The organism is Stenotrophomonas sp. S4 (assembly GCF_054187805.2).
This window is the reverse complement of sequence record NZ_CM196188.1, coordinates 4,152,345-4,175,628: the sequence shown is the minus strand read 5'-3', so window position 1 is coordinate 4,175,628 and position 23,284 is coordinate 4,152,345. Positions and strand designations below refer to the sequence as shown.

General features: G+C 67.6%; 20 protein-coding genes. 14 read left to right on the top strand and 6 right to left on the bottom strand.

Annotated elements, in window-relative coordinates:
• Positions 1-98: 98 nt before the first annotated feature.
• Entirely contained in the window at positions 99-551 is a 453-nt protein-coding gene (locus ACUZUJ_RS19400) for a PA2169 family four-helix-bundle protein (protein WP_101766135.1), read from the top strand.
• Positions 552-686: 135 nt separating this feature from the next.
• On the opposite strand, the gene ACUZUJ_RS19395 is transcribed toward ACUZUJ_RS19400, so the two are convergent.
• Complete coding sequence (locus tag ACUZUJ_RS19395) at positions 687-4,037, bottom strand: autotransporter domain-containing protein (protein ID WP_197622023.1); 3,351 nt, start codon at positions 4,035-4,037, stop codon at positions 687-689.
• Between the two features lie 174 nt (positions 4,038-4,211).
• Between ACUZUJ_RS19395 and ACUZUJ_RS19390 the strand changes: the two genes are divergently transcribed.
• From ACUZUJ_RS19390 to ACUZUJ_RS19380, 3 genes are all read left to right on the top strand, one after another.
• Entirely contained in the window at positions 4,212-4,730 is a 519-nt protein-coding gene (locus tag ACUZUJ_RS19390; RefSeq protein WP_049443301.1) for an SLOG cluster 4 domain-containing protein, read from the top strand.
• Between the two features lie 91 nt (positions 4,731-4,821).
• Entirely contained in the window at positions 4,822-5,022 is a 201-nt protein-coding gene (locus ACUZUJ_RS19385) for a hypothetical protein (RefSeq protein ID WP_049443328.1), read from the top strand.
• Positions 5,023-5,126: 104 nt separating this feature from the next.
• Entirely contained in the window at positions 5,127-5,477 is a 351-nt protein-coding gene (locus ACUZUJ_RS19380; RefSeq protein WP_049443329.1) for a VOC family protein, read from the top strand.
• Positions 5,478-5,492: 15 nt separating this feature from the next.
• On the opposite strand, the gene ACUZUJ_RS19375 is transcribed toward ACUZUJ_RS19380, so the two are convergent.
• Positions 5,493-6,122, bottom strand: a complete 630-nt coding sequence (locus ACUZUJ_RS19375; RefSeq protein ID WP_049443302.1) for a TetR/AcrR family transcriptional regulator — start codon at positions 6,120-6,122, stop codon at positions 5,493-5,495.
• A gap of 125 nt (positions 6,123-6,247) precedes the next feature.
• Here ACUZUJ_RS19375 and ACUZUJ_RS19370 point away from each other — a divergent pair, with 125 nt between their 5' ends.
• Positions 6,248-7,720, top strand: a complete 1,473-nt coding sequence (locus ACUZUJ_RS19370; protein WP_458220787.1) for an MFS transporter — start codon at positions 6,248-6,250, stop codon at positions 7,718-7,720.
• Positions 7,721-7,731: 11 nt separating this feature from the next.
• Here the strand turns inward: ACUZUJ_RS19370 and ACUZUJ_RS19365 are convergent, their stop codons facing one another.
• A complete protein-coding gene (locus ACUZUJ_RS19365; protein WP_188486155.1) occupies positions 7,732-8,040 on the bottom strand; it encodes a KGG domain-containing protein in 309 nt (102 codons plus the stop codon).
• Between the two features lie 194 nt (positions 8,041-8,234).
• On the opposite strand from ACUZUJ_RS19365, the gene ACUZUJ_RS19360 reads away from it, so the two are divergent.
• The gene (locus ACUZUJ_RS19360; RefSeq protein WP_458220786.1) at positions 8,235-9,719 is read left to right on the top strand and encodes a DUF4434 domain-containing protein; all 1,485 of its coding nucleotides are present in this window, start codon (positions 8,235-8,237) and stop codon (positions 9,717-9,719) included.
• A 4-nt stretch (positions 9,720-9,723) separates the two neighbouring features.
• Here the strand turns inward: ACUZUJ_RS19360 and ACUZUJ_RS19355 are convergent, their stop codons facing one another.
• Positions 9,724-10,188, bottom strand: a complete 465-nt coding sequence (locus ACUZUJ_RS19355; protein ID WP_458220785.1) for a MarR family winged helix-turn-helix transcriptional regulator — start codon at positions 10,186-10,188, stop codon at positions 9,724-9,726.
• Between the two features lie 49 nt (positions 10,189-10,237).
• Here ACUZUJ_RS19355 and ACUZUJ_RS19350 point away from each other — a divergent pair, with 49 nt between their 5' ends.
• From ACUZUJ_RS19350 to ACUZUJ_RS19340, 3 genes are all read left to right on the top strand, one after another.
• Positions 10,238-11,149 (top strand): S41 family peptidase, encoded by a 912-nt coding sequence (locus tag ACUZUJ_RS19350; RefSeq protein WP_458220794.1) that lies wholly within the window; start codon positions 10,238-10,240, stop codon positions 11,147-11,149.
• A 98-nt stretch (positions 11,150-11,247) separates the two neighbouring features.
• Positions 11,248-12,141 (top strand): NAD-dependent epimerase/dehydratase family protein, encoded by an 894-nt coding sequence (locus tag ACUZUJ_RS19345; protein WP_014038589.1) that lies wholly within the window; start codon positions 11,248-11,250, stop codon positions 12,139-12,141.
• A 212-nt stretch (positions 12,142-12,353) separates the two neighbouring features.
• Positions 12,354-14,885: a methyl-accepting chemotaxis protein gene (locus ACUZUJ_RS19340; protein WP_101766129.1), complete on the top strand. Its 2,532-nt coding sequence runs from the start codon at positions 12,354-12,356 to the stop codon at positions 14,883-14,885.
• 90 nt (positions 14,886-14,975) lie between these two features.
• Here ACUZUJ_RS19340 and ACUZUJ_RS19335 read toward each other — a convergent pair whose 3' ends face one another.
• The gene (locus ACUZUJ_RS19335; protein WP_049443308.1) at positions 14,976-15,362 is read right to left on the bottom strand and encodes a DUF2628 domain-containing protein; all 387 of its coding nucleotides are present in this window, start codon (positions 15,360-15,362) and stop codon (positions 14,976-14,978) included.
• A gap of 216 nt (positions 15,363-15,578) precedes the next feature.
• On the opposite strand from ACUZUJ_RS19335, the gene ACUZUJ_RS19330 reads away from it, so the two are divergent.
• On the top strand, positions 15,579-15,749 hold the full coding sequence (locus ACUZUJ_RS19330) for a hypothetical protein (RefSeq protein ID WP_005419553.1): 171 nt from the start codon (positions 15,579-15,581) through the stop codon (positions 15,747-15,749).
• Positions 15,750-15,809: 60 nt separating this feature from the next.
• Here the strand turns inward: ACUZUJ_RS19330 and ACUZUJ_RS19325 are convergent, their stop codons facing one another.
• Positions 15,810-17,855: a TonB-dependent receptor domain-containing protein gene (locus ACUZUJ_RS19325; RefSeq protein WP_458220784.1), complete on the bottom strand. Its 2,046-nt coding sequence runs from the start codon at positions 17,853-17,855 to the stop codon at positions 15,810-15,812.
• A 496-nt stretch (positions 17,856-18,351) separates the two neighbouring features.
• Here ACUZUJ_RS19325 and mdoH point away from each other — a divergent pair, with 496 nt between their 5' ends.
• From mdoH to ACUZUJ_RS19305, 4 genes are read left to right on the top strand one after another with little or no spacing between them, the layout of a single operon-like run.
• Entirely contained in the window at positions 18,352-20,277 is a 1,926-nt protein-coding gene (mdoH, locus tag ACUZUJ_RS19320; RefSeq protein WP_135968321.1) for a glucans biosynthesis glucosyltransferase MdoH, read from the top strand.
• A 50-nt stretch (positions 20,278-20,327) separates the two neighbouring features.
• On the top strand, positions 20,328-20,987 hold the full coding sequence (locus ACUZUJ_RS19315; protein WP_101766126.1) for an alpha/beta hydrolase: 660 nt from the start codon (positions 20,328-20,330) through the stop codon (positions 20,985-20,987).
• A 3-nt stretch (positions 20,988-20,990) separates the two neighbouring features.
• Positions 20,991-22,034, top strand: a complete 1,044-nt coding sequence (locus ACUZUJ_RS19310; RefSeq protein WP_049443311.1) for a sensor histidine kinase — start codon at positions 20,991-20,993, stop codon at positions 22,032-22,034.
• 10 nt (positions 22,035-22,044) lie between these two features.
• Positions 22,045-22,776, top strand: a complete 732-nt coding sequence (locus tag ACUZUJ_RS19305; RefSeq protein WP_049443312.1) for a LytR/AlgR family response regulator transcription factor — start codon at positions 22,045-22,047, stop codon at positions 22,774-22,776.
• Positions 22,777-23,284: the final 508 nt, after the last annotated feature.

The window sequence follows — 23,284 nt, the reverse complement described above, 5'->3', positions numbered from 1 at the left end:
CCCTGGGCCCACATCCCCAACGCCACAGTGGACACGCAGGCAACGCAGATGCGTTTGCCGGTTTCCCACAGAATTTCAAGCGAACAGGAGTGATTTCCATGAGCACCCAGTCCACCATCGAGCATCGCCTCAACGACCTGATTGAAATCGCCCGCGATGGCAAGTCCTTCTATGAAGAAGCCGCCACCAAGGTCAAGGATGCCGAGCTGTCGGCACTGTTCACCCGCATTGCTGGCGTCAAGGGCCGCATCGTGGCGGCGCTGAGCGGCTCGGTGGCCGCCAGCGGTGGCAAGCCGGCCGAGCATGGCACTGTGGTCGGTTCGATGCAGCAGTTCTATGGCAAGGTGCGTGCTGCCTTCGGTGACACCAACTATGGCTACGTGGCCGAGCTGGAAGAATCGGAGGACCGTCTGCTGGGCGCGTTCAAGGACGTGTTGAAGGACAACGAGCTTCCGCCGGCGGTACGCCAGGAAGTGACCCAGTTGCTGCCCGAAGTGCAGGAGTGCCACAACGTCATGCGTGCGCGGAAGCATGCGATGCAGGCTGCCTGACGGTTGAAGGCGGCCTTCTCCCCGGGGCCGCCGCGGCCGGGGCAGTACGCTGCCCCGGCCACCTTTCCCGGTGTGGCATAAAAAAGGGGCGGCCGTGAGGCCGCCCCAACGCTTCAAGCGCACACTGCTTCGGAATCAGAAGCGCACGGACCAGCGTGCGTTTGCACCGTGGTCGCGGCTTTCGCTGCCGAACTGGCCGCTGTAGCCCAGCTCCAGCTGCTGTCGCGGTGTCAGCCAGGCTGACAGGCCGAGCTCTGCCACCACCGCGTTGTCGGCGATCGGTGCGCCGCTGACGGCGAAGGCGGTGCCGCCGTTGGCGAAGGCGAGGTTGGCAACCTGGCTGCGATCCCCCGAGGCACGGCGATAGCCGACGCCACCGCGCAGGTGCAGCCAGCTATCCTGCTGGAACGAAGCCTTAAGCCCCTTGTCGAAGCGCACGCCGGCGGTGGCGATCGTGGTTCCGGTGTCGTCCACCTTGCCCTGCAGCGCCGCCGCTCCGCCGCGTTCGTTGATGCGCTTGAGGTCCACTTCCACGCGCGCCACCTGCAGGTACGGTTCCAGCCCCGCTTCCGGGCCACCGAAGCGGTAACCGGCTTCGATGAAGGCCTGGCGGGTACGGGCGTCGTAGCGCGCGCTCAGGCTGTCACTGAAACCTGCGAAGGCGACATCACGCGTACTCTTCACCTCGTGCTTGCTCCACGCCACACCACCGCGCAAGCCGAAGCCGCCCCAGTTGTGGCTGGCATAGGCACCGAAGTGCGTGTTGTCGATCTTGGACTTGGCGCGGCGGTCCTGCTGCTTCACGTCGGTACGGCCGGTGCCGGCCAGAACGCCAACCTGCCAGCCGGAGAACTCGCGGTCGATGCCGACCAGCAGGCCGTTGCTGTTGGCTTCGGTGCGGGCGGTATTGAAGTCACCGTCCAGCTTGCTGTTGCCACCGATGGCCTGCACCCATGCACCCGTCGCATCACCCGCGTCGGTGCCGGGGGCCGCAGCGCCGGCACGGCGTGACAACGCGGCATCGCGCACGTAGCGGCTGCCCTCGACCAGGGCGATGGCCGTGGCCGGATGCAGCTCGCCGCTGAGACCGTCGAGCACGCCACCCACCTGCTGCGGGAACAGCTGGGTCAGCGGCTTGGGCAGGCCCTGGGCGATCGGCAGCAGGTCAGCCACCGCCGCCACTGCACGCTGGTTGGGCGTATTGGCAGCCGTGGTCAGCGAGGCGCCACGGGCGACATCGATACGCGTGCCATTGGCCCCGTAGGCCAGGCTGAACTGCAGGAAGGGCGAGAACGCGCTGAAGTCGGTCTTGGCGAACTGGCCGCTGATGCCGCCGTCGGCACGCAGGAAGTTGAACTGTTCGCCGAGGTAGTACACGCCCGGTTCCGGCAGCGCGACCAGGGTGCCGCCGAGAGTGGCGGTGCCGGTCACATGCAGCTGGTCACTGCGGCCACCCGGTGCCAGCTCCGCTGCATAGACGCCGGTGGCGCCCTGCACGTAGTTGCCGTTGATGGTCAGCGTGCCGATCGAGTTGCCCGGCGCGATGATGCCGTCCACGCGGGTGTTGCCGAGCGTGCCGACGCCCTTCAACAGGCCATTGGCGCCTACCGTGGTGGTGCCACCGGTCTGCGTGCCGTTGAAGGACACCACGCCGCCGTTGACCACCAGGTTGCTGTTGTTCAGTACGCCGCTGGCGCTGACCGTGCTGACGCCACCGGTGCTGGTCAGGGCGGTGGAGACTAGGCTGCCGTTGAGCAGGAACCGGCCACCCTGGACCTCGACCGCCGACGTGAGCGTGTTGGCGCCGTTCAACTCCAGCGTACCGTCCTGCACCACGGCGCCGTTGAAGCTGTTGTTGCCGCTCAGACGCAGCCAGCCGATGCCGGATTTGGTCAGTTTGCCGGGGCCGCCGATATCATTGGTCCAGTTGTCCCAGGCATCACCTTCCCAGACCTTCAGGCCGCCGGCCTTCTGGTTCATCACCACGTTGGTATCCACGCGCAGCGAGCCATAGCCTTCGATGGCCTTGCGCAGGTCGACCATGCCCCAGCCGTAGATCGCGTCGATACCCGGCGCGCCGAGATCGCGTGCGGTGGTCAGCAGCACGTCGCGGACCTGGGCGTTGTCCAGGTACGGGAAGCGCTCCATCAGCAGGCCGAGAGCGCCGGTGATGTGGGGCGCGGCCATCGACGTGCCGGTCTTGGTGCCGTAGACGTAGTTGGTGTTCTCGCTGTCGATGATCAGCCGCACGTAGGCGGAGGTGTTCTCGATGCGGCCCTGGATATCGCCGGAGACGATAGTGCTGACGATGTCGGTGCCGGGGGCCGATATGCACCAGTTGGCGGCAACGCCGCAGATGCTGGAACTGCCATCGATCACGTAGTCGGTTTCACCTGCGGCGGCATTGGGCCTGCGGACGTTGGCGACCGCCAGCCAGTACGGTTCCAGTTCGGGCTTCCAGCGCGGCATCGAGGCGGTGATGCCGGCAACCGCACCGCTGCCGTTGCCGGCCGACCACACCTGGATGAGGGTGGAAGCCGGGGTATCGCCGTTGCTGGTGTAGATGCTGCCGTACACGCCGTAGTCGGCACCGATGCTGGCGTACTGCTGGTCCAGCGCGGCGGCGGTCATGTTGCGGGTGGAAATGCCCCAGCTGTGGTTGATGGCGCGTACACCCTGCGCCTGGATCTGCGCATACATGTCCAACGTGGCGGCGTCATCCGGATCGGTGCGGTACACCGCGCGCGGGCGATAGAAATTGTCGGGGTCCAGGCGCCACTCATAGTAGGTGTCACCGAACACGCGGGCGGCGGTGAGATCTGCACCAAAGGCCACGCCATGCATGCCGGTGCCATTGCGGTTGGCGCCGATGGTGCCAAGCACATGCGTTCCATGGTCGGCGTAGCTGAAGCCATAGGGCTGGCCGGCGGCGATCAGGCGTGCCGCGAGTGCGGCCGGAACGCCGGCGCCGAGTCCGTAGTAGTTGTAGCCGGGCTGTTCGCCGCGGGTCTGCCCGCAGGCACCGGTACCTGCGACGACACCTGGCGTCGCGCAGTCGGCACCGATGGTGATGCTGGAGGTATTGCGTCCTGCAAACTCTGGATGCGCAAGTGCGGAGCCCGAGTCGAACAGCGCCAGGCGCACGCCCTTGCCGGTCAGGCCGCGTGCATAGGCGTAGTCGGCGCCCATCGCACCCAGGCCCCAATCGGCGTTGAATTCATCGCTGCGCCAGCTGGCCGGATCGCCCGGGTTGCCGAGAACGGCGGTGCTGCTGGCGGCAGGTGCAGTGGCCGTGGCTGCAGGTGCCGTGCTGGCAGCGGGCTGCGCCCACGCAGCCTGCAGCTGGCGTTGCTGCTGCCAGGCATCAAGTGATTCGCTGGCCATGGCCGGCAATGCGGCGGCCAGCAGCAGCGAACTGGCGACGGCAAGCGCCAGCGGGCGGTGCGACAGGGAGCGGGACGAACGGCCGTACAGCGGGTGATTCATCGGACAACTTCCTTGGTTGACGGACAACAAGGCCGTTAACGCCAAGGCATGGCGAGATCCCCCAGTAATGTGAAGGGATTTTTATGAACGTGTTAATGTTTTGTGATTGGTGCGTGGCGTGGCTCCGCCATACAGAGCACCGTGATCTTTCCTTCCGAGGCCCTGGAACCGTCCATGCGTACTGAATTCCGTAAACCACAGTTGGCGATATTGGGTAGTGCCGATCCTGGCAGCGACGCGTTCCAACGGGCAGCTGAAGCAGGGCGTTTCCTGGCCATCCAGGGCATCACGGTCGTCAGTGGCTGTGGCAGCGCCGCTACGCGCGTGGCTGCCGAGCAGGCGATCGCCGCCGGTGGCCAGGTGCTCAGCGTCATTCCGGAAAGCAGCATGCCGCCGGCCGATTGGCCGGCCACGGTGGTGGTGCCCTGTGGCATGGGGGATGCGCGCAACCTCATCATGGCCCTGGCCGGTGATGCCTGCATCGTGATCGGCGGGCGTGCCGGCACGATCTCGGAGGTTTGCCTGGCCTGGCTGCACAAGCGGCCGCTGCTGCCGCTTGTGGGGACGGGTGGCTGGTCCGACGCGCTGCCGGACAACCCACCGGACGAGCGTGGCAATTCGCCGATCCTGCCGTGGCGCAACATTGATGAGCTGGCCGAGCAACTGCGTGTCCTGGGGTTGCTGCAACGCTGAGTCGAGCCGCATCTGCCTTCACCCAACGCCCCGTGTGCAGCGCTAAGGTGGCCGGGCCTGGGCTCACCAGGCTTATCAAGGAGCGATGTCGATGCGTACTTTCAGGAAAGTGATCGCCGGTGCCGTGTTCGCGTTGGCCTGCAGCGGCTCGGTGGCCGTGGCAGGACCGATTCCGCCCTGCGATCTGCCCTGCTGGAAGGCCTATCAGGCGTGTGTATCCGGCGGTGGTGATGCCATGGAATGCCAGTACGAATACGATCGATGTGTCATGGAGCGCTGCGGCGCGGTGTAAGCCCAGCCATGATCGGCTGATGACGGGCCCCGTCGGTGACGGGGCTCTTCTGTTTGCGCGCAGGGTCGGGCACTCTCGACGCATTCTTCATGGTGGAATGGAACATGGCCGTCAAGCGCGTCGTCGCCAACATCGCCACCCCCGACCCCGTGCGTGCCGCTGCGTTCTACGGCGAACTGCTTGGCATGCCGGTGGTGATGGACCATGGCTGGATCGTCACCCATGGCGGGCAGGGCAGTGCGCTGGCGCAGGTCAGCTTCGCCAGCGAAGGGGGTTCCGGCACACCGGTGCCGGACCTGTCGATCGAAGTGGACAACCTGCAGGAGGTGCTGGAGCGCATGCGCGCGGCCGGCATCGGGCTGGAATATGGCCCGGCCGACGAGCCTTGGGGCGTGCGGCGCTTCTTCGTCCGCGACCCGTTTGGTCGGTTGTTGAACATCCTCGCCCACGCCTGAGCGACGGCCAGCGCTTCAGCGCCGCGTGCCGCCACGCTTCGGGGCCGGCGACACGCCGACCATGCGCAGGCAATCGGCCACCACCGCCGCAATGAAGGTGTCGGCGTCCTGTGCTGGTGCAGCGATCAGATCGTCGGTGGCGCCGTGCACGCCGGCATAGATCAGCGAGGCTGTGACCTGCGGTGCCGGCAGCTGCCAAAGGCCCGCGTTGACACCTGCTTCGAGGATGCCGAGCAACTGCTGCTGGATCGCGTTGCGCTCGGCATTGCCGCGCTGGTGGTGGTGATGGTTGGCATACACGACGTCGTGCAGCGCGTGCGTGCGGACGTAGGTCACGATGTTGGCGCGGATCCAGGCGCGCAGGCGCGCCACGCCATCGTGGGCAGGCTGCTGCTGCACGGCGTGGTCGACCTCGGCCATGAACTGTTGCGTGTAGCGCAGTGCCAGCGCCTGCAGGATCTCGGTGCGCGAGGCGAAGTAGGTATAGAACGTGCCCTTGGCCACGTCGGCGGCGGCCACGATGTCGCTGATGGTGGTCGCTTCCACGCCCTGTGACAGGAACAGCGCCTGCGCGGCGTCCATCAGCTCTTCCTGGCGGGTTTCAGCGGGTTTGGTACGGGGCCTGGCGGCAGCGGGGATCTGCATGGGGCGGGGTCCGGGTGCGACGGTGCTCATTCTAGCCGTCCTCCCGCATTGACTGACCGCCAGTCATTGACCGACGGTCAGTCAGTCAACTACCATGCGCCCACATCCTCCCCCGGGATCTGTACATGCAACGCTTCCGACGGCCGGCTTTGGTGCTGGCGGCCTATCTGGGCACCTTCCTTGCTTCGCTGGACATCAGCATCGTCAACGTCGCGCTGCCGACACTGCAGCAGGCACTGCACACCGACATGGCGGGACTGCAGTGGGTGATCAATGCCTATGCCATCGCCCTGTCGGCGGTGATGCTGTCGGCGGGACCACTGGGTGACCGCTACGGCCACCGCCGCATGTGGTTGCTCAGCGTGGCGACCTTCATCGCAGGCTCGCTGCTGTGTGCCTGCGCTGGCAGCCTGCCGGCACTGGTGGCGGGGCGGGCGGTGCAGGGTGTGGCCGGTGCCCTGCTGATTCCCAGTGCGATGCCGATCCTCAGCCATGCATTTCCCGAAGCACGCCCGCGTGCACGCGCGATCGGTGGCTGGTCGGCGTTCAGCGCGCTGGCGCTGGTGCTGGGGCCGCTGCTGGGCGGTGAACTGGTGCAGCGCGCCGGTTGGCCCAGCATCTTCCTGATCAACCTGCCGCTGGGCCTGCTTGCATTGGCGTTCGGGGCCTGGGGCATTCCGGAGCGGCGGCATCCGCAGCACGCCGCGCTGGACCCGGTCGGGCAGCTGCTCAGCATTGTCGCGCTGGGTGCGCTCAGCTATGGCCTGATCGCGATCGGCGAGCACGGGCCGCTGGCGCTTGCGACGCTGCTGGCACTCGGCATCGCGGTATTGGGCCTGGCGCTGTTTGCGTCGGTCGAGCGTCGCGTGATGCGGCCGCTGCTGCCGCTGGACCTGTTGGCGATGCCTGGCTTTGGCATGCTCAACCTGGCCTCGTTCGTCCTTGGATTCACCGCCTATGCCAGCCTGTTCTTCCTGTCGCTGTTCTTCCAGCAGGCGCAGGGCCACGATGCGGCGCAGGCGGGCTCGCAGCTGGTACCGCAGTTCCTGCTGATGGGCGTGGTGTCATTGTTGTTCGGCCGTCTGGTGGCACGCATCGGGCTGCATACCGCGCTGGTGTCGGGGTATGTACTGACCGGCGTGGCCCTGTGTGCGATCGCCACGTTTGCGCCGGGCACGGGACGTGGCCACGCCAGCGCCCTGCTGATGCTGCTCGGCGTTGGCATGGGCCTGGCGGTGCCGGCGACCGGTATGGCGGTGATGGCCTGTGTCCCCGTGGAGCGGGCTGGCATTGCGTCGGCCACGATGAACGCGCTGCGCCAGGCGGGCGTGAGCCTGGGCATTGCACTGCTGGGCAGCCTGATGGGCCTGCGCGCGGTGCGACAGTTCGCTGCGGCCGCGCAGGCGGCAGGGCAACCCGCAGTGGCCGCACAGGCGCGCGCGCTGATTCTGCAGCCGTCGTCATTGCTGCCAGGGGCGCAGACGCTGGCCTGGTACCGCGGCGCCATGGCCAGCGGTTTCGGCTGGGCGATGGCCGTCGCCGGCGTGCTGGCCCTGCTGGCGGCGCTGGGTCTGCACCGCCAGCGCCAGCGCGCTTGAGCGCGCCGCAGTCAGCCCTGCTGGCGTTGCGGCCCCTCCGTCGTTGGCGTGGGTTCGGCCGCTGGCTGCTGTTGCTGCTGCCGTGCATTGGCATGGCGAGCGTGCCCGCCTTCGCGGCCGATCGCTGCCATGTGCTGGCGATTGCGGCTGATCGCCTCGCCGCCCTTGCGGCCTGCCACGCGTGCCTCGGCCGGGCTGAACTCATGTGCATTGCCGGACGCATGCGCGGCGCGTCCACCCTTTGCGGCGATCGCGCGCTGCTTGTCCTGGTCCATCGAAGCGAAGCCGCGATGGGAGGTGCCGTGATGCTGGTCAGCCATGTGAAGGCTCCCGGTGCATGGAAGGGAAGCTCATCCTTGCGCGTGCCCGGCTAAGGGAGTGTCCGCGCCGGCGGCGCGGGCTTCACGCCACACCGCACTGCCTTTCACGGCGCAGCTACGCTGCTGCGAGGCGGGCGCGGCTTGGCTAGGATGGGCCGGCATGCCGGATGGCAACCCAGACAGGAAAGGACACCATGAACAGATTCGGATGGCTCGCACTGCTGGCCTGCGCTGCGCCGGCCCATGCGGACAACGTATTGCTGAGCGGTAGTTTCGTCCACTTCGGTTACTCGTCCACCGATGAGCAGTTGCCGGCGGCACAGTTGCCGATGTTCCTCGATGAACTGCAGGACCTGGGCAACGACACGCTCATCATCGGCCAGACCCGCGCCACGCGTGCCGGCGCGGGCTGCGCCAGCAGCGCGCAGGATTTCGAATGGATCGCCGGCTTCCCGGCCAAGCTGGGAACGGTACTGGACGCCGCCGCGGCGCGCGGGATGAAGGTCGTGGTCGGCACCACCTACAGTTCGGGCCAGTGCGCGACGTTCTGGCAGGGGGCGAACGCCGCAGCGGTGGCGCAGGATGCAGCACAGTCAATGGCGCTGCTGGCCCAGCACTACGCAGCGCATCCGGCATTCGGCGGCTGGTACATCACCGATGAGCCCGCGCAGGTGCCGGCCGATCGTGCGTCCTTCTACCGCGCGATCGTCTCCACACTGAAAGCGGCGACGCCGTCCAGGCCGGTGATGGTGGCGCCCTATCTGGCGTCGTCCAGCGTCGACCCGGCCAGTGTGGCCAGCGCTGCAGCGCGGTTCCGCACCGCCACGGGGGTCGACGTGCAGATCTGGCAGGACGGCATCGGCGCGGCGTCGCACGCGAAACTGTTCCAGTGGGATCGACCGGGCTACTCCACCGAGCAGTACTACCAGGCGTTGTCGGCGCAGCTGGGCGCCAGCGCCGTGTGGGCCGACATCGAGCTGTTCAACCATGGCAGCCCGCTGTTCCTGGACACCGGCAACGGCCTGTCCGGTGCATACCGGTCGGCGTCGGTGCAGCGCATCAACCAGCAGTTGTGGAGTGCGCGTTCGGCTGGCAAGCGCGTTGCCTGGCTCAACCAGTACCACATGTCCGAAGTGGTCGGCCCCGGCCAGGGCTACGGCGAGGCGCCGCGGATGATGAACACCTATCGCGGGTTGTACGGGTTGGGTGCCTCGTACCTCGTCGATCCGGTGCAGACCACCTATCGCTACAGCGTGGCGCCGGCAGCCAGCTATCCCGACAGCAGCGGCCATGAGTTGTTCGACCGCCGTGTAGGCGACCCGCGCAATCCGATGGACGCGGGCTGGGTAGGCGTGCACGGCAACGTCAGCATCACCATCGACCTCGGCCAGCGCCGACGGGTCGACTGGATCGGCCTGCACACGATGACCCGCCCGGCCTGGGGCATCGTCACGCCGACGTCGGTGCAGGTGATGTGCGCCGAGCCGGGAACTGCCGCCGTCCCGATCGGCACGCTGTCGGCACCCTTCACCCAGTCCGGCGTGATGGGCTCGACCGAAGAGGAGTACGTGCTCGGCAATGCAGTTCCCCTGGCCGCGCAGTGCCGCACGCTGGAGCTGCGCGTGGCCAACGGCAGCTGGACCTTCCTCAGCGAGATCGAGATGGCCGCAGAGCAGTAGCGCTTCAGCGACGGCGGGCGTCCTGCAGGCGCTGTGCGAAGGGCCGTTGTTCGAGCGCCACCAGTGCTTCGCGCAGCACCTGCTCCAGCGACTGGCCCAGATCGGCATCGAGGCTGCGTGCCGCCACTGCGGTGGCCTGCCATTGCGCCTGCAGCACAGGCGTCGCGCGCTGCGCGCGTGGGCTCAACTGCAGGATGCGTTCGCGCCCGTCGTCACCGTTGGCAGTGTGCAGCCAACCATCGCGCACCATCGCCGCCACGGTCTGGCTGAGCGCAGAATGGCTGAGCCCGCAGGCCAGCGCGAGGTCCTTGATCCGGCAGGGGCCCTGCGCCATCAGCGTGCGCAGCACCGGCGTGTAGCGCGGCCGGTAGTCCAGGTGCAGGTCCTGGTAGGCCTGCTCGACGGCCGGGTCCAGCTGGTCGAGCAGGGCGCGCAGCAGGGTACCCAGCGTGGCGTGTTGGAGATCCATGACCGGGATGATATATAAGCACTTATATATCTTCAATGCGGGGTGGATGATGGCGGTCTCCTGGATGCTCGGCGCGTTGCTGGCGGCGGCCTGCCCCGCGCAGGACGGGGTCCTGCAGGCGGCCGCCAGCGCCGTGCAGGCGCAGTACCTGGACGAGGCGGAGGGCGCCCGCATCGCCGACGCCCTGCGCAGCTGGTCGACGCAGCAGCGCTATGCGGACAGCTGCTCGGATCCTGCTGCGTTCAGCGCACGCCTGAACCAGGACCTGGACATGTTCGATGGCCACTTCCACGTTGAACGCGTGGACGCGGCGGCCGGCCAGGACGACTGGTTGATGGCCTGGCGCGCCGATGCCCGCAGCAACGGCGCCGGCGTGCGCGAGGTGCGGGTGCTGGAGGGCAACGTTGGCTACCTGCGGTTGAGTACCATCTATCCGCTGGATCTGGCGCGGCCGAAGCTTGCTGCGGCCTTCATGCTGCTGGCCGACACCGATGGCCTGGTGCTGGACCTGCGCCAGAACGGCGGCGGCGACGATGCAAGTGCCGATCTGCTGGTACGCACGCTGCTGGACGCGAAGATCGGCACGGTGCAGCAGCTGGACCAGCGCGGCCGGCGCACGCCGGTACCGCTGCCGCCGGCGAGCCTGCCCGCCTACCTGAAACCGCTGGTGGTGCTGATCGACCGCCGCACCGGTTCGGCCGCCGAGTTCGTCGCCTACTCGCTGCAGGCCTTGGGTCGCGCGCGGATTGTCGGCACGCGCAGTGGCGGCGCAGCGCATATGTTTGGTGATCCTGTGCTGCTGCCCGATGGCTATCAGATCAGCATTCCCGACCGGCAACCCATCAATCTGCGCACCGGTGGCAACTGGGAAGGCACCGGCGTGAGGCCTGATGTGGCCGGCGGCGACGATCCGCTGTTCATCGCGCGGCAACTGCTGGCGCCTGCGAAGTCGTCAAGATGAACGCACGATTGCATGGCTGTCCTATCGCAGATGCGCGAATGCATGCCTAGAATCGAGGCATCCCGGTAGTTCCCGGGCGCTTCGAGTGAATGGACTCAATGAAGATTCTGTTGACCGGCAGTTCCGGGCGCATCGGGCGCGCGATCTTCGGTGCATTGGCGGCCGCCCACGAAGTGGTGGGGCTGGACCGCAGCCCGTTCGCCACCACGCGCATCATTGCCGATGTCACCGACCGCCAGGCCGTCGCACGCGCGGTAAAGGGCGTGGACGCGGTCATCCATACCGCGGCCCTGCATGCCCCGCATGTCGGCCTGGTGCCGGACGCGGTGTTCCAGCAGATCAACGTGGAGGCAACCGCGCACCTGCTGCAGGCCGCACGCGAAGCCGGCGCACGGCGTTTCGTGCTGACCAGCACCACGGCGCTGTACGGCCATGCCGTGGTAGCCGGTGGCTGCCGCTGGATCGACGAAGACACCGAGCCGCTGCCGCGCACGATCTACCACCGCACCAAGCTGCAGGCCGAGACCCTGGCTGAAGCTGCCGCCACGCCGGGCTTCAGCGTTCGCGTGCTGCGCATGGGCCGGTGCTTCCCGGAACCGCCCGAACGGATGGCGATGTTCCGCCTGCATCGCGGCATCGACGCCCGCGATGTGGCCAGCGCACATGCTGCACTGCTGCTCGACGAAGGCGCCCGTTTCGCCCGCTACCTCGCCTGCGCGCCGACGCCGTTCCGGCGCGAGGACTGCCTGGAACTGGCCACCCACCCGCGCAGCGTGCTGGCCCGCCGCGCGCCGCAGCTGCTGGCCGAGTTCGAACGCCGTGGCTGGCCGCTGCCATTGAGCATCGACCGTGTCTACGACAGTGCCCGCCTGCGCAGCGAGCTGGGCTGGCAACCGTGCTTCGGGCCGGACGACGTGCTGCAGCAGTACGCCGTCGGCAGCATCGAGGTACTGCCGCGCGCGCAGTGGATCAAGGACCGCGTGGCCGAGTGAGGTCATCGCGACGGGCGGGTAGCTGACCCGACCCTGAGCAGATTCAGGAATGTGCAGGCCGGTCGCCTCAACCTCGTTGGCGGGCGGCCGCTAACCCGGTGCGCTTCCAGCGCCGGGACCACCCCGGCGGCCGGTGGCCTGCGCGACGGATCGCGCGCCTGCGCGGTGCCTTCGTGGTGCCGGTCGTCCTGAACTGCCTCGCGGACCCTCCCATGTCTTCTTCCCGCTCCGCCGCTGCCCGCCGCCCGGGTAGCATCGCCCACAAGCTGATGCTGGGCACCGCCGCGATCGCGCTGCTGTGCTTCGGCCTGACTGCGTTCCTGATCTACCGACAGGCCAGCGCCAGCCTGATCAGCGCTTCGCGCCAGACCATGACCAGCGAGGCCACCGCCGAAGCGCGCCAGGTCTCGGCCGATCTGGGCACCGCCTTCGCCAGCAATGACGCCATGGTCGAGACCGTGCTGGCCCAGCGCGCCCGTGGCGATGTGCCCGATCGCGCCAGCCTGGCCGCCGTGCTGGGTGAGCAGCTGCGCACCCATCCGGAATGGCTGGGCAAGAGCACCATGTGGGAGGCCGACGCCTTCGACGGCAAGGATGCCGCGTTCGTCAACACCGAAGCGCACGACGCCACCGGCCGCTACATGAGCTACTGGGCCTGGCATGACGGCAAGCCGCAGCAGTCGCAGATGACCGACTACACCGAGACTGCCAGTGGTTCCGGTGACTGGTACATCGTGCCCAGCCGCGACAAGCTTCCCAAGGTCAGCGAGCCCTATGCCTATGACATCGCCGGGCAGCAGGTGCTGATGAGTACGCTGAGCACGCCGATCATCGAGAACGACAAGTTCCTCGGTGTATTCACCGTCGACTTCTCGCTGGCGGCACTGCAGAAGCACCTGGCCACGCTGAAGCCGATGGGGGCCGGCCGGATCGAACTGCTGTCGCCGAAGGGCGTGGTGCTGGCCTCGGCCAACGCCGCCGAAATCGGCAAGCCGCGTAACGATGCACTGACCCGCAGCATGCTGACCGAGATCGCCGCCGACCGCCCGTTCGAGGCCTTCAGCCCCGATGCGGCCGGCAACGTGCGCGTGTATGTGCCGCTGCGCGTGGGCGATGCCCCGCAGCGCTTCGCGCTGGGCGTGGTGATGCCGCATGCGGTGATCGTGGCCGAAGCGCGCCAGCTGCTGTGGCTGACCCTGCTGGTCGGCGTGATCGCCGCGCTGACCCTCAGCGCCGGTGTCTATGTACTGCTGCGCCGCCTGGCGATCCGCCCGCTGGCCGAAGCGGTGCGCGTGGCCGGCGACGTCGCCGCCGGCAAGCTGGACAGCACGTTGCCGGCGCGCAGCAATGACGAAGTGGGGCGCCTGCTGGACGCGATGCAGGGCATGCGCGGCCAGCTGCAAGCGGTGATGGCCGCGCAGGCCGAAATGGCGCGCCGCCACGATGCCGGTGAACTCAGCTACCGCATGGATGCCGCGGCGTTCCCGGGCGAGTACGGCCGCATGGTGGCCGACAGCAACCAGCTGGTGGCGTCCAGCAATGCGGTCACCCAGCGCCTGGTTGAAGTGATGCAGCGTTATGCCGTGGGCGACCTCAGCGTGGACATGGAAGCGCTGCCGGGCGAGAAGGCGGTGTTCACCGCCGCGATGGCGACCACCAAGAGCAACCTGGCCGCGATCAACGAGCAGATCCAGCAGCTGGCCGCCGCTGCCGCCGCCGGTGATTTCGCCGTGCGCGGTGATGCACTGCGCTTCGACCACGATTTCCGCCGCATGGTGGAGACCCTGAACACGATGATGCAGGTCAGCGACCACAACCTGGCGGCGCTGTCGACGCTGCTGCGCGCGATCGCCGCCGGTGACCTCAGCGCCCGCATGCAGGGCGACTTCCACGGGGTGTTCGCAGTGATGCGCGACGATGCCAACAGCACCGTGCAGCAGCTGACCCAGATCGTCGGCCAGATCCAGCAGTCGGCGGCCAGCATCCGCCTGGCCGCCGGCGAGATCGCCGCCGGCAACAGCGATCTGTCGCGGCGCACCGAACAGCAGGCCGCCAACCTGGAAGAAACGGCCGCGTCGATGGAAGAGCTGACGTCCACCGTGCGCCAGAATGCCGATCACGCGCTGCAGGCCAACACGCTGGCCGGTTCCGCGGCGGGCGTGGCCAGCGAAGGTGGCCAGGTGGTCAGCCAGGTGGTGCACACCATGGAGCAGATCGAAGCGTCGTCGCAGCGCATCGCCGAGATCATCTCGGTGATCGATGGCATCGCCTTCCAGACCAATATCCTTGCGCTGAACGCGGCAGTGGAAGCGGCGCGCGCCGGTGAGCAGGGCCGCGGCTTCGCCGTGGTCGCCAGCGAAGTGCGCGCACTGGCGCAGCGCTCGGCCGGTGCGGCCAAGGAGATCAAGGAGCTGATCGACGCCTCGGTGGCGCAGGTGGGTGCCGGTGCGCAGCTGGTGCACGGCGCGGGCCGCACCATGCAGGAAATCGTCGGCCAGGTCGGCCGGGTCAACGAGATCATGGCCGAGATCTCGGCGGCCTCGCGCGAGCAGTCGGCCGGCATCGAGCAGGTCAACCAGACCGTGGTGCAGATGGACGAAACCACCCAGCAGAACGCCGCGCTGGTGGAGGAAGCCAGCGCCGCCGCGCGGGCGATGGAAGAGCAGGCCGAGCAGCTGGCGGTGGCGGTATCGCGCTTCCGCCTGCAGGCCGAGCCGCAGGTGCCGTCACGCCGCGCAGCCTGAGGCACTGCATGAACGATGACGCCCGGCCAAGGCCGGGCGTCATCGTTGCTCTCGCTGGTGCACCGGACCGCGTCCGGTGACTGCGGTGGCTTAGAACATGCCTTCGAACGGGTTCCAGCTGGCCTTGCCCTTCACCTGCTCCAGGTAGTAGCTGTAGTTGGTGCTGGAGGCGACCAGGAAGTTCATGGCGATGAACAATGCGCGGGCGATGATCTCCGGCAGGAACAGGGTGACGATGACCAGCACGATGTTGATGCCGATCACCACCAGCGCCTTGCGCCACATGCCCAGGATGAACAGGTAGATGGCGCCGAAGAAGAAGGCGAAGAAGTTGATGTTGACCTTCAGGCGGTCGCCGAAGGACAGCGCCTTCCAGGCCTGCTTGAAACCCGGCTCCTTGGGAGCGCCGTGCTGCTGGAAGAAGTTGAAGCGGAACTGCCACTTCGGGCTGAAGCGGGAGAGGTCGACTGCGTTCATTGACGAATACGTCCTTGTAGGAAAACGGTTACATGATACGGGGCGATCGGTTCAGGAAACCAGCCTCGGGCGTCAAAAATGTGACGGGTGGGCCGGTGTGGGGCTGCGGCAGGGCGCCGCACCGTCACCCACCCGCCTTGTTTTTAGGATAGGGTGCGCAGTTCCGCTGCCGCCCCGGCTGGACCCGTGCGGCGGCGGGATGTCCATGGAGGTTGCATGACCACACCTGCTACACCGGAAAACGCACCGGGACCGGTGCTCCTGCCGACACCTGAAGTGGTGCAGGCACAACAACTGCTCGCACGCCAGCAACTGGCGGTGGCGATGGACCGTGCACGCACGGCCGCCACGCGGGATGCGGCACCGGCCGCGCTGGAAAGCGAGTAACCCGCAACACCGTCGATCGCGCTGGCATGTCGCCAGCGCGATCACGGCGCGCGCCGCCGGTCAGAACCGTGCGGTCATGCTCAGGAAGTAGCTGCGCCCGGCCACGAAGTAGTCGGTGGAGCCTTCGGCATACAGCTTCTTGTCCGCCAGGTTGCTGACGCCACCGCGCAGGGTCAGTACCTCGTTGACGTTCCATGCAGCGGTCAGGTCATACAGCGTGTAGGCCTTGAGGAAGGTCGTGGCGGTGCCGGTCTGCTTGCCGGTGTACTGCGCCGACAGGCTGCTGGAGAACACCGTGTTCGGCGTCCAGTCCAGCGACGAATAGCCTGAGAATTCCGGCGTATCGATCAGGTTGCGGCCGGTGGTCAGGTTCTTGGCTTCCTTCATCCACGTGGCCGAGGTGCGCCAGCGCCACTGCTCGCCGAAGCGGACATTGAAGTTGCCTTCCATGCCGCTGGTGCGCGCGCGCTGCACGTTGCTCATGCGCGTCCACCAGATGCCGTTGAAACGGCCCAGCGGCGCGTACTCGATCTTGTTCCGGAAGTCGGTATGGAAGTAGGTCACGCCGACATCGATCAGGTCATTGTCGAAGCTGATGCCGATCTCGCGGTTGGTGCTGGTTTCCGGATCCAGGTCCGGGTTGCCGGCCATGTAGCAGCCGCCGCGGGTATAGCCCAGCGGGATCAGCGAGGTGCAGCCGCGGCCGCCGGACTGGGTGGCCGCGGTGGCCGAATTCTCGGTCAGGCTGGGCGCCCGGAAGCCCTTGGAGACGCCACCGCGGATCGTCCACTGTTCGGCCGGATGCCAGACCAGGTACGCACGCGGGCTGACGTGGCCGCCGAACTTCTCATGGTGGTCCAGGCGCGCGCCCACGGTCAGGGCCAGGGTGCGGTGCAACTTCAGTTCGTCTTCGACGAACAGCGCCCACGTATCCACTTCCAGGTTGGAGCCGCTGACGGCATTGCCGGCGTAGTCGATCGGCGCGCGGCCGATGGTGTCGGTGTTGGTCAGCTCCTGGCGCTTCCATTGCCCACCCACGGCGAACTGGTGTTCAACGCCCAGCGTGAACGGCGTGGTCAGGCTGCCTTCGATGATCGTGTCGGTGGCCTCGGAACGTCCGGTGGCGCCGATGTCGTTCTTGTATTCGGTCCAGTACGCGCTGAGCTTGGAGGTGCCGAAGCTCCACGTGCCATCATGGTTGAGCGCCAGCGAACTGCGCTTGAGCTCACTAGCACCCCAGGCGCCTTCGTCCTGCTTTTCCAGCGACGCATCGATGAAGGCCTGCTGCACGCCATGGCCGGCTTCCAGCGACAGTTCCTGTGCATCGCTCAGCTTCCACTGCAGCAGCGCATCGACATTGCGGTCCTTCTCGCCGGCGTAGGCATTGCCGTAGACACCGTTGTTGGACTGGTCCGAATCACGGCGCATGCTGTTGGCACCGATGCGCAGGCCGAAGCGTTCGCCCAGCGGGCCGGAGATGGTGGCGCCGATCTGCTGGGTATCGCCGCGCTTGCCATCACCGGGACGGGTATAGCTGTGGGTGGCGCTGCCATTCCATTCGTCGCCGATGCGCCGGGTAATGATGTTGATCACGCCGCCCATCGCGTCAGAGCCGTACAGCGACGACATCGGGCCGCGCACCACTTCGATGCGTTCGATCTGGTCGGGCGAGATCCAGTTCAGGTCCTGGCGGCCGAGGTCGGGGCGATAGTTGGTCGCGGCCGAGCTGCCCATGCGCTTGCCGTCCACCAGCACCAGCGTGTAGTTGGAAGGCATGCCACGCAGCTTGATCTTGGACTGTTCGCCGACGGCGCTGAGGCCGCCGGTCACGCCCGGCACGCGGCTGAGCAGGGTGGCCAGGTCGGGCACCGGCTGGCGCTCGATGTCCTCACGGCTGATCACACTGATGCTGGCCGGGGCATCCTTGATCCATTGCTGGCTGCCCGAGGCGGTGACCACCACGGTATCCAGGTCCTTGGTGGAGGCATCGGCGCTGGCCTCTGCAGCGGCCAGGCCGGGCAGGGCGAGCAGGCAGGCGGTGGTCAGAGCGCTGGCCAGGCGGGTGCGCGGCAGGCGCGCGGAACGGGAACGGGACGACGGGGACATGACGGCTTCCATGGGAGGTGGGGTGACCCTGTGGAAGCAGCAGGCGCAGGCAGACAGCAGGCAGCCACCCCTTCCGTGGGTCGTCGGGCGCGCGGTGTGGACCGGCGCAGCTGGGTGGGTCGCGGCCGTGCGGAAGACGGTGACCTGCCTGGTTGATGAAATGATAACCGTTCGCGTTTGTTACGATCCAGTACTGGGGGCGATGTAATGACATCTGGCCATTCCCCGGCATGATCGCCTGCTATTTGCTGAATGGGGATAAATCCCGGCGTAGACCTTCGCGCTCGGCTTACATTCGGCGCCCTAGACTGGGCCGCATTTTCGATTCCGCCCCGTTGGAGATCGTGTGGGTTCCGGTAGTGACAGACATCGACTGTGCGGCCTGAGGCCGACACAGCCAGGACAAGTGCGGGCGCCGGGAAAGCGCGCCGGGAACCATGGTGCATGCAGCCCGGCCGGGATGGCCGGCCGTGCCGACGGCGCGGAGTAGGCGGCGATGGGGGTGCAGACCATCCATGCGGAAGCAGAAACGCCCCGGCTCGATGCCGGCTGGGCGCTGCTGCCCGCTGAATCTCCCTTGCAGATGCCCGAACAGACCTTGCGCGAAGGCGCGCTGAAGGTCCGGCGGCACCGCACGTCGCCGCGCCTGATCGGCCTGCGCCGGCTGTACATTTTCGGTGGCACGCTCGGCATGACCGCCGTGGCCACGCGGATGATGTGGCGGGTGCTGTCGGCCAATGGCATCAGCGTGCTTGAAGCCTGTCTGCTGGTACTGTTCGTCGGCCTGTTTGCCTGGATCGCGCTGTCTTTCGCCAGCGCCCTGGCCGGCTTCCTGACCGCCGTGTTCGACCGTGGCTACCGCCTCGGCATCGACCCGGACAAGCCGCTGCCGACCGTGCACAGCCGCACCGCACTGCTGATGCCGACCTACAACGAAGACCCGCGCCGCCTGCTGGCGGGCCTGCAGGCGATCTACGAGTCGGTGGCGGCCACCGGCCAGCTCGACCGCTTCGATTTCTTCGTGCTCAGCGATACCCGTCGCGAGGATATCGCCGCTGCCGAGGAGCAGGTGTTCGCCGAGCTGCGCGAGCGGGTGCCGGACGGGCAGACCCGCCTGTTCTACCGTCGCCGTGGTGACAACAGCGGGCGCAAGGCCGGCAACATCGCCGACTGGGTCCGCCGCTTCGGCGGTGCCTACCCGCAGATGCTGATCCTCGACGCCGACAGCCTGATGACCGGCGACAGCATCGTGCGCCTGGTGGCCGGCATGGAGCACAACGCCGACGTCGGCCTGATCCAGACCCTGCCGTCGGTGATCGGCGGCCGTACCCTGTTCGCGCGCATGCAGCAGTTCGGCGGCCGCGTGTACGGGCCGGTGATCGCCCGTGGCGTGGCCTGGTGGCATGGCGCCGAGAGCAACTACTGGGGCCACAACGCCATCATCCGCACCCGCGCCTTCGCCGACCACGCCGGCCTGCCGGCGCTGCCGGGGCGCAAGCCGTTCGGCGGCCACGTGCTCAGCCATGACTTCGTCGAAGCGGCGTTGATGCGGCGTGGCGGCTGGGCCGCGCACATGGTGCCCTACCTCGGTGGCAGCTATGAAGAGGGCCCGCCGACCCTGACCGACCTGCTGGTGCGCGACCGTCGCTGGTGCCAGGGCAACCTGCAGCACGGCAAGGTGGTCGGCAGCCGCGGCCTGCACTGGATCAGCCGCACGCACATGCTGATCGGCATCGGCCACTATTTCACCGCGCCGATGTGGGCAATGCTGATGCTGATCGGCATCGCCATCCCGCTGTTCCAGGAGGGCATCGATTTCAACGCCCTGCTGCACCTGTCGCCCAGCGTGTACTGGCGCGCACAGGACGAAGAGCAGGTGGTGCGCCTGTTCGCCGCCACCATGGCGGTGCTGCTGCTGCCCAAGGTGCTCGGCTACCTGGCGATGCTGCTGGACCCGGTCGACCGCCGTGGCTGCGGCGGTGCGATCCGCGCCTTCGTGTCGATGCTGGTGGAAACCGTGCTGGCCGCACTGATGGCGCCGGTGGTGATGTACGTGCAGTCGCGGGGCGTGGCCGAAGTGTTGTCCGGCCGCGATTCCGGCTGGGATGCGCAGCAGCGTGACGACGGCGGCATTTCGTGGATGGCGCTGATCCGCGGCTACGGTGGCCTGGGTGTGTTCGGCGCCTTCATGGGCGTGCTGGCCTGGGCGGTGTCGCCGTCGCTGGCCGCGTGGATGGCGCCGGTGGTGATCGGCATGGTGCTGGCGGTCCCGGTGGTGGCGTTGACGTCCTCGCGTGGCCCCGGCGCCTTCCTGCACCGTCTTGGCCTGCTCGATATCCCCGAGGAGAACATCCCGCCGCCGGTGCTGGTACGCGCCGCGCAGCTGCGCCGGGAAGCGGCCGCGCAACCGCCGCTGTACTGATTGCCCCGCGCCAGCGGCATAATGCGGCTCGAACTTGAAGGAGCCGCATCATGCTGCAAACGGTGGAACAGGAAACCGGCGCCTCGCCGCAGTGGTCGGTGATCTGGCTGCACGGCCTCGGCGCCGATGGCCATGATTTCGCGCCGATCGTGCCGGAGCTGGTGCGGCCGCATTGGCCGGCGCTGCGCTTCGTGTTCCCGCACGCACCGGTGCGGCCGATCACGATCAACAACGGCGTGCCGATGCGCGGCTGGTACGACATCGTCGGCATGGACTTCCGTTCGCGCGCCGACATGGCCGGCGTGCAGGAATCGGTGGCGCAGCTGGACGCGCTGATCGCGCGTGAGATCGAGCGCGGCATTCCGGCGGAGAAGATCTTCCTGGCCGGCTTCTCGCAGGGTGGCGCGATCATCCTGACCGCTGCGCTGTCGCGCACCGCGCCGCTGGCCGGCCTGATCGCGCTGTCCACCTACCTGCCCGAAGCTGAAAGCGCCACGCGTGTTGACGGTGCCGTGCAGGTGCCGGTGTTCATGGCCCATGGCAGCAGCGACCCGGTGATTCCGCAGGCGGTGGCCGTACACAGCGCGCAGGCGCTGCAGGCGCTGGGCCTGGAGGTGGAATGGCACAGCTACCCGATGGCCCACCAGGTCTGTGCCGAAGAGATCCAGGCACTGGGTGACTGGCTGCAGGAACGCCTGGGCGCGGGCTGAGCCATGTCCCCGGCCAGCACACCGCCATGGATGCCGGAACTGTGCCGCCTGCCGCGGCTGGCGGCGATGCTGGGCCTGGCCGAACTGGTGGTGGTGGTGCTGGCCCTGGCCCCGGATGGCAGCCGCCACTGGACCTTCGGCGAACTGCTGTCGGCCAGTGGATTCGCGCTATGGCTGGCGTTGGCGGTGACCGCCTGCCTGTGCCTGCTGCGGCAGGCGCTGTCCAGGCTGCCGCAGGTGCTGGGGGCGGTCGCCGCCATCGCACTGGCGACCCTGATCGCGGTGGTCTGTGCCGGCATCGTGCACGCCTTGTACGCGGTGCTGGGTGACAGCTTCGCCAGCGGCATCAGCTTCTGGCGCTTCACCCTTGGGAGTGCAGCAACCACGGCGCTGATCACCGCGCTGGCGCTGCGCTACTTCTATGTCAGCGACCGCTGGGCCGCGCAGGTGCAGGCCAATGCACGCGCCCAGGCCGACGCGCTGCAGGCGCGGATCCGCCCGCACTTCCTGTTCAACAGCATGAACCTGATCGCCAGCCTGCTGCATCGCGATCCCGCGGTGGCCGAACGTGCGGTGCTCGATCTGTCCGATCTGTTCCGTGCTGCGCTCGGTGCAGGCGAGGGCGATTCCACCCTGCGCGACGAATGCGAACTGGCCGAGCGCTACCTGTCGATCGAATCGCTGCGCCTGGGCGAACGCCTGCAGGTGCGCTGGCAGCGCGACGAGCCGCTGCCGTGGGACCTGCCATTGCCGAGGCTGGTACTGCAGCCGCTGGTGGAAAACGCCGTGCTGCACGGCATCTCGCGCCTGCCCGACGGCGGCACCATCGAGCTGCAGCTGCTGTGCGAGGGCAACGAGCTGCAGATCCGCGTGCGCAATCCCGCGCCTGATCCGCAGGCGCCCGGGCTGGCCTTGGCGCGGGGGGCCGGCCATGCCCAGCACAGCATCGGCCATCGGCTGGCCTGGCGCTTCGGCAGCGCCGCGCGGATGACGGCTGGCTGGAGCGAAGGCTACTATGCCTGCCAGGTGACAGTGCCGATCCAGTGAGGGAACGATCGTGAGGGTAGTCATCGCCGATGACGAACCACTGGCGCGCGAGCGCCTGCGCAGCCTGTTGGCGGCGCAGGACGGCGTGGACGTGGTGGCCGAGGCCGGCAACGGCGAGCAGGCCCTGCACGCGTGCGCGGAGCTGCAGCCCGACCTGGTCCTGCTGGACATCGCAATGCCTGGGCTGGACGGCCTGGAAGCAGCCCGCCACCTGGCCAGCTTCGAACCGCGGCCGGCGGTGGTGTTCTGCACTGCCTACGATGCGCATGCGCTGTCGGCGTTCGAGGCCGCAGCGATCGACTACCTGATGAAGCCAGTGCGCGCCGAACGACTGGCAGCGGCGATTGCACGTGCACGCACATTCCTGGCCGGCCGCGATGGCCAGCCGCAGGAACATGGCGGGCAGCAGGCACGCAGCGTGCTGTGCGCACGCCTGCGCGGCAGCCTGCGGCTGATTCCGCTGGACGACATCCACTACCTGCAGGCCGAAGAGAAGTACGTGGTAGTGCACCACGCGCGCGGCGAGGACCTGATCGAGGAATCGCTGAAGTCGCTGGAAGAAGAGTTCGCCAGCCGTTTCATCCGCATCCATCGCAACTGCCTGGTGGCGCGCCACGAGCTGGTGGAACTGCGCCGCGGCTCGGGTGGGCAGGTGCAGGCGGTGCTGCGGCATGGCAGGCAGCCGCTGGAAGTCAGCCGCCGCTGCGTGGCGACGCTGAAGCAGGAACTGCGGCATCTGTGAGTGTTCCGCGCGGCCTGCGGCCGCGACTGCTTACAGATCAACATCAAGATCAACAGCAGGTTGGTCGGCTCATTGTTCTTACGTGCTGGGTCGGGTCGGGGTGGGGTGACGGGACACGCCGTAAACCCATCCATGGGGGCTCGATGGCGCCATCCATGGCGCCAACGGTCCCGTCACCCCACCCCGGCCCAACCCTCTCGTTCTTCACTGCATCGGACAGCAAGAGCATTGGTGTTATCGGCTTGGAAAGAGGGGTCAGATCCCTTTTCCTGCGGAAAAGGGATCTGACCCCGGAAGCCGTCGGCTGTTGCTTTTGCTTCTGCTTTTTTTTCTTTTGATCTTCCGTGGCTGACGCGCACGGAAACTGTCAGAGGCCGGGGCGGTGGGGGCAGGCGGGGTGTCCGCGGCATGGATGCCGCGGCCAAGCCCCCAAGGACGGGTTTACGGCGTCCCCGCATGACCCCACCGCCCCGGCCAAGCGCGATAGATCCAGCCGATGCAGCAGCCA